The organism is Nocardioides sp. CPCC 206348 (assembly GCF_048654705.1).
Lineage (GTDB): Bacteria > Actinomycetota > Actinomycetes > Propionibacteriales > Nocardioidaceae > Nocardioides.
Genome location: NZ_JBMCZA010000149.1, coordinates 46,032 through 52,024, shown reverse-complemented (window position 1 = coordinate 52,024; position 5,993 = coordinate 46,032). Strand labels below are relative to the sequence as shown.

Annotated in this window: 4 protein-coding genes; all 4 read right to left on the bottom strand. The window is 69.6% G+C overall.

All coding sequences use genetic code 11. The features are described from left to right. On the bottom strand, positions 1-962 hold a 962-nt coding region (locus ACOADB_RS10490), incomplete at its 3' end, for a quinone-dependent dihydroorotate dehydrogenase (protein WP_378597982.1). Further along, on the bottom strand, positions 955-4,275 hold the full coding sequence (carB, locus tag ACOADB_RS10485) for a carbamoyl-phosphate synthase large subunit (RefSeq protein WP_378597960.1): 3,321 nt from the start codon (positions 4,273-4,275) through the stop codon (positions 955-957). The genes ACOADB_RS10490 and carB, both read right to left, overlap by 8 nt. Further along, positions 4,275-5,408 carry a glutamine-hydrolyzing carbamoyl-phosphate synthase small subunit gene (carA, locus tag ACOADB_RS10480; RefSeq protein ID WP_378597958.1) on the bottom strand — a complete coding sequence of 378 codons (1,134 nt, stop codon included), beginning with the start codon at positions 5,406-5,408 and terminating at the stop codon, positions 4,275-4,277. Before carA ends, carB begins: the two co-directional genes overlap by 1 nt. Next, positions 5,405-5,993 (bottom strand): amidohydrolase family protein (locus tag ACOADB_RS10475; RefSeq protein WP_378597956.1); only part of this gene is annotated, 589 nt, incomplete at its 5' end. The genes ACOADB_RS10475 and carA, both read right to left, overlap by 4 nt.

Sequence of the window (5,993 nt, the reverse complement as noted above, 5' to 3'; positions counted from 1 at the left end):
TCGGGCGTGCTGATCCCGCCGACACCGATGAGCGTGAGGTCGGGGCCGACGCGGCCGCGCAGCAGGCGCACGACCTCGGTCGAGCGCTCGCGCAGCGGGGCGCCGGAGAGTCCGCCGGCGCCGGCGGCCTCGACGACCTCCCTCGACGTGGCCAGGCCGTCGCGGGTGATGGTGGTGTTGGTCGCGATGATGCCCGACAGGCCCAGGTCCAGCGCCATGTCCGCGACGGCGAGCACGTCCTCGTCGGACAGGTCGGGTGCGATCTTCACGAGCAGCGGCACCCGGTCGCGGCTGACGGCGTCGGTCGCCTCGTCCGCCGTACGGCGCACGTGGGCGAGCAGGGGCGCGAGCTTCTCGACCGCCTGCAGGTTCCGCAGGCCGGGCGTGTTCGGTGAGCTGACGTTCACGACGAGGTAGTCGGCGTACGGCGACAGCAGGCGGGTCGACGTCTCGTAGTCCGCCTCGACCGCAGCCTGGTCGTAGTCGGGGACGACCTTCGACTTGCCGATGTTGACGCCGAGGACCAGCCCCCGCTTGGTACGGCGATGGCCGGGCTTGCCCAGGCCACGCTTGGCGAGCCGGGCCGCGACAGTCCCGGCACCGTCGTTGTTGAAGCCCATCCGGTTGACGATCGCGCGGTCCTCCGGCAGCCGGAACAACCGCGGCTGCGGGTTGCCCGGCTGGGCGATCGCGGTGATCGTGCCGATCTCGACGTGGCCGAAGCCGAACGCGGCCAGCTCGTCGAAGACCTCACCGGTCTTGTCGAAGCCCGCGGCCATGCCGAGGCGGTTGGGGAAGGTCAGGCCCATCGCCTCGACCGGGGACTGGCCCGGGATCGGCGCGCGACCCAGGACGACTCCCCCGGCCTTGAGTGCGTCAAAGGTCAGGTGGTGCGCCTTCTCGGCGTCCATCTTGACGAGGCACTTCTCGAAGACCCGGTCATAGACCCGCACCTCAGGCACCGGTCTTCGACGCGGCGTTCCACTCCTGCAGCGAACGCACGCCGACCGTGCCGGAGCGGATCGCTGCGATGCCTTGTACGGCGGCCGCGAGTCCCTGCACGGTGGTGATGCAGGGCGTGCCGGTCAGCACGGCGGCGGACCGGATCTCGTAGCCGTCGACACGCGAGTCGCCGCCACCGGTGGCACCGTGCGGAGTGTTGACGATCAGGTCGATCTCTCCGTCGAGGATCATCTGGACGGTCGTCTTCTCCCCCGCGGGCCCCACGCCCTCGAAGTGCTTGCGCACGATCGTGGCCTGGATGCCGTTGCGGCGCAGCACCTCGGCGGTGCCCTGCGTAGCGAGGATCTCGAAGCCGTAGTCGACCAGCACGCGGGCCGGGAAGATCATCGTCCGCTTGTCGCGGTTGGCGATCGAGATGAAGACCTTGCCCGAGGTCGGCAGCGAACCGTAGGCCGCGGCCTGCGACTTGCTGAATGCCGTCCCGAAGTCGGCGTCGAAGCCCATGACCTCGCCCGTCGACTTCATCTCCGGGCCGAGCACCGTGTCGACGAAGTTGCCCTCCTTGGTGCGGAACCGGTTGAACGGCAGCACCGCTTCCTTGACCGCGATCGGCGAGTCCGCCGGCAGCGTGCCGCCGTCACCCTCGGCGGGCAGGACACCGGCAGCGCGCAGCTCGGCGATCGACTCACCCAGCATCAACCGGGCTGCGGCCTTCGCCAGCTGCGTGCCGGTGGCCTTGGAGACGAACGGCACCGTGCGCGAGGCGCGGGGGTTGGCCTCCAGGACGTAGAGGACGTCCGAGCCCAGCGCGAACTGGATGTTGATCAGGCCCTGCACCCCCACTCCGCGCGCGATCCCCTCGGTCGCCTCGCGGATCCGGGTGATCTCGGCGGCGCCGAGGGTGATCGGCGGCAAGGCGCACGACGAGTCACCGGAGTGGATGCCGGCCTCCTCGATGTGCTCCATCACGCCGCCGAGGAACAGCTCCGTGCCGTCGTACAGGGCATCGACGTCGATCTCGACGGCGTCGTCGATGAACCGGTCGACCAGCACGGGCCGGTCGGGGCTGATCTCGGTCGCGGCCTCGATGTAGGCCTTGAGGGCCGCGTCGCTGTAGACGATCTGCATGCCGCGTCCGCCGAGGACGTACGACGGCCGCACCAGCACCGGGTACCCGATGGTGTGGGCGATCGCCTGCGCGTCCTCGAAGGAGACCGCGGTGCCGTGCTTCGGGGCGACGAGGCCGGCCTCGGCGAGGACCCGGCCGAACGCGCCGCGCTCCTCGGCGAGGTCGATCGCCTCGGGGCTGGTGCCCACGATCGGGACACCCGCGTCCTGCAGGCCCTGCGCGAGCCCGAGCGGCGTCTGGCCGCCGAGGGTCGCGATGACGCCGGCGATCGGGCCGGCAGCCTTCTCGGCCTCGTAGATCTCGAGCACGTCCTCCAGGGTCAGCGGCTCGAAGTAGAGCCGGTCGGAGGTGTCGTAGTCGGTCGAGACCGTCTCGGGGTTGCAGTTGACCATGATCGTCTCGTAGCCGGCCTCGCTGAGCGCGAGGGAGGCGTGCACGCACGAGTAGTCGAACTCGATGCCCTGGCCGATCCGGTTCGGGCCGGAGCCGAGGATGATCACGGCCTGCTTGCCCTCGGCCCGCGGCTGGACCTCGGTCTCCTCGTCGTAGGACGAGTAGTAGTACGGCGTGGCCGCGGCGAACTCGGCGGCGCAGGTGTCGACGGTCTTGTAGACCGGCCGGACACCGAGGGTCTGCCGCGCGATCCGGACCTCGGACTCCTTGAGGCCGCGGATGCCCGCGATCTGGGCGTCCGAGAAGCCGTGCCGCTTGGCGACCCGGAGGGCGCTGGCGTCGAGCACGTCGGTGGCGGCGACCTGCTGGGCGACCTCGTCGATCAGGAACATCTGGTCGACGAACCAGGGGTCGATCTTCGTGGCGTCGTGGACCTCGGCCTGGGTGGCCCCGGCGCGGATCGCCTGCATCAGCTTCTGCACGCGGCCGTCGTGGGGCACCTTGATCGCCTCGAGCAGCTCGGCCTTGTCGCCGAGCGGGGACGCCCAGTCGAACGGCGCCTTCTTGTCCTCGAGCGACCGGAGCGCCTTGTTGAACGCCTCGGTGAAGTTGCGGCCGATCGACATCGCCTCACCCACGGACTTCATGTGGGTGGTCAGCGTGGTGTCGGCGGTCGGGAACTTCTCGAACGCGAACCGCGGCACCTTGACGACGACGTAGTCGAGCGAGGGCTCGAAGGAGGCCGGGGTCTCCTTGGTGATGTCGTTCGGGATCTCGTCGAGCGTGTAGCCGACGGCGACCTTGGCAGCGATCTTGGCGATCGGGAAGCCCGTGGCCTTCGACGCCAGCGCACTCGAGCGGGACACACGGGGGTTCATCTCGATGACGATGACGCGCCCGTCGGCTGGGTTGACGGCGTACTGGATGTTGCAGCCGCCGGTGTCGACGCCCACCTCTCGGATGATGCCGATCGCCAGGTCGCGCAGGTGCTGGTACTCGCGGTCGGTCAGGGTCATTGCGGGAGCGACGGTGATCGAGTCACCGGTGTGCACGCCCATCGGGTCGAAGTTCTCGATGGAGCAGATGATCACGACGTTGTCGGCCTTGTCGCGCATCACCTCCAGCTCGTACTCCTTCCAGCCGATGATCGATTCCTCGATCAGCACCTCGGTGGTGGGGCTGGCGGACAGGCCGGCACCGGCGATCCGGGCCAGGTCGGTGGCGTCGTAGGCAATGCCGGAGCCGAGCCCACCCATGGTGAAGGACGGGCGTACGACGACGGGGTAGCCCAGCTCGACGGTGGCGGCCTCGACCTCGATCATCGTGTGGCAGACGTAGCTGCGGGCCGTCTCGCCGCCGACCTTGTCGACGATCGCGTTGAACAGCTCGCGGTTCTCGCCGCGGTGGATGGCCTCGAAGCTGGCGCCGATCATCTCGACGCCGTACTTCTCGAGCACGCCGTTCTCGTGCAGCGCGATCGCGACGTTGAGCGCGGTCTGGCCGCCGAGCGTCGGCAGCACGGCGTCGATCGGGAAGCCGCGGTCGGCCTCCCGCGCGATGACCTTCTCGACGAACTCGGCCGTGAGCGGCTCGACGTACGTCGCGTCGGCGAACTCGGGGTCGGTCATGATCGTGGCCGGGTTGGAGTTCACGAGGACGACCCGCAGGCCCTCCTCCTTCAACACCCGGCAGGCCTGGGTGCCGGAGTAGTCGAACTCGCAGGCCTGGCCGATGACGATCGGACCGGACCCGATCACCAGGACGGACTTGATGTCTTCACGCTTCGGCATCAGGCGTTGCCCTCCAGCAGCTGTACGAATCGGTCGAAGAGGTACGCCGCATCGTGCGGACCGGCGGCGGCCTCGGGGTGGTACTGGACGGAGAACGCCTTGAGCTTGCCCTCTGCGGTGCGCAGCTCGAGCCCCTCGACGACGTCGTCGTTGAGGCAGACGTGGCTCACCGTGGCGCTGCCGTACGGCGTCTCCGTGGCGGTGTCGCGCGGAGCGTCGACCGCGAAGCCGTGGTTGTGCGCGGTGACCTCCACCTTGCGGGTGGTCAGGTCCATCACCGGCTGGTTGATGCCGCGGTGGCCGTACTTCAGCTTGTAGGTGTCGAAGCCGAGCGCGCGACCGAAGAGCTGGTTGCCGAAGCAGATCCCGAAGTACGGCAGGTCGCGACCCAGCGCCTCCTTGAGCAGCTCGACCTGACCGGTCGTGGCGGCCGGGTCACCCGGGCCGTTGGAGTAGAAGAGCCCGTCGGGGTTCACCGCGAGGACGTCGTCGAGCGTGGACGTCGCAGGCAGGACGTGCACCTCGATGCCGCGCTCGCTCATCCGCTGGGGAGTCATGTCCTTGATGCCGAGGTCGAGCGCGGCCACGGTGAACCGCTTCTCGCCGTACTCACCCGGCACGGCAGGGACCACGTACGCCTCGCCGGTGGAGACGGCCTCGGAGAGGTTCGCCCCGCTCATGGCGGCGGAGCTCTTGACCTTCTCCAGCAGCGCGGCCGGGTCGGTCTCGACGGTGGAGATGCCGACGCGCATAGCGCCCCGCTCACGCAGGTGACGGGTCAGCGCCCGGGTGTCGACCCCCGAGATCCCGACGACGCCCTGCGAGCGCAGGTCGTCGTCCAGCGAGCGCTGCGACCGGAAGTTGCTGGGCAGGCGGGCAGGATCGCGGACGACGTACCCCGCGACCCAGATCCGCTTCGACTCCGGGTCCTCGTCGTTCATGCCGGTGTTGCCGATGTGCGGGGCCGTCATCACCACGACCTGGCGGTGGTACGACGGGTCGGTGAGGGTCTCCTGGTATCCGGTCATGCCGGTGTTGAAGACGGCTTCGCCGAAGGTCTCGCCCTCGGCGCCGTACGCCTCCCCATGGAAGGTGCGGCCGTCCTCGAGGACGAGCAGGGCGGGAGTGGTCACAGGAGTGCTCCTTCCAGAACCGTCGGGGTGCCGCGCAGCAGCGTGGCAATCACCCGCCCGGTCAGCTTGCGGTCGTGCCAGGGGTTGTTGCGGCTCAGCGAGACGCTGGCGTCGCGGTCGACGACGACCTGCGCTGCCGGGTCGACCAGGGTCAGGTTGGCGGGTTCACCGACGGCGATCGGCCGGCCGTGGCCGTCCAGTCCGGCGATCCGTGCGGGGTTGGTGCTCATCACGCGGGCGACGCCGGCCCAGTCGAGCAGGCCGCCCTCGACCATGACGGTCGAGACGACAGACAACGCGGTCTCCAGGCCGAGCATGCCGAAGGCCGCGTCGACGAACGCGTGCTCCTTGTCGTGCCGGGCGTGCGGGGCGTGATCGGTGGCGACGGCGTCGATCGTGCCGTCGGCGAGCGCGGCGCGGAGCGCCTCGACGTCCTCGTTGGGGCGCAGCGGCGGGTTGACCTTGAACGTCGGGTCGTAGGTGCCGAGCAGGTCGGTGGTCAGCAGCAGGTGGTGCGGAGTCACCTCGGCGGTGACGTCGATCCCCTGCGCCTTGGCCCAGCGGATCACCTCGACGCTGCCGGCG

Bases quoted from the DNA above. Each gene is read 5' to 3' on its own strand.
- carB (WP_378597960.1), bottom strand. From the start codon at position 4,275: ATGCCGAAGCGTGAAGACATCAAGTCCGTCCTGGTGATCGGGTCCGGT.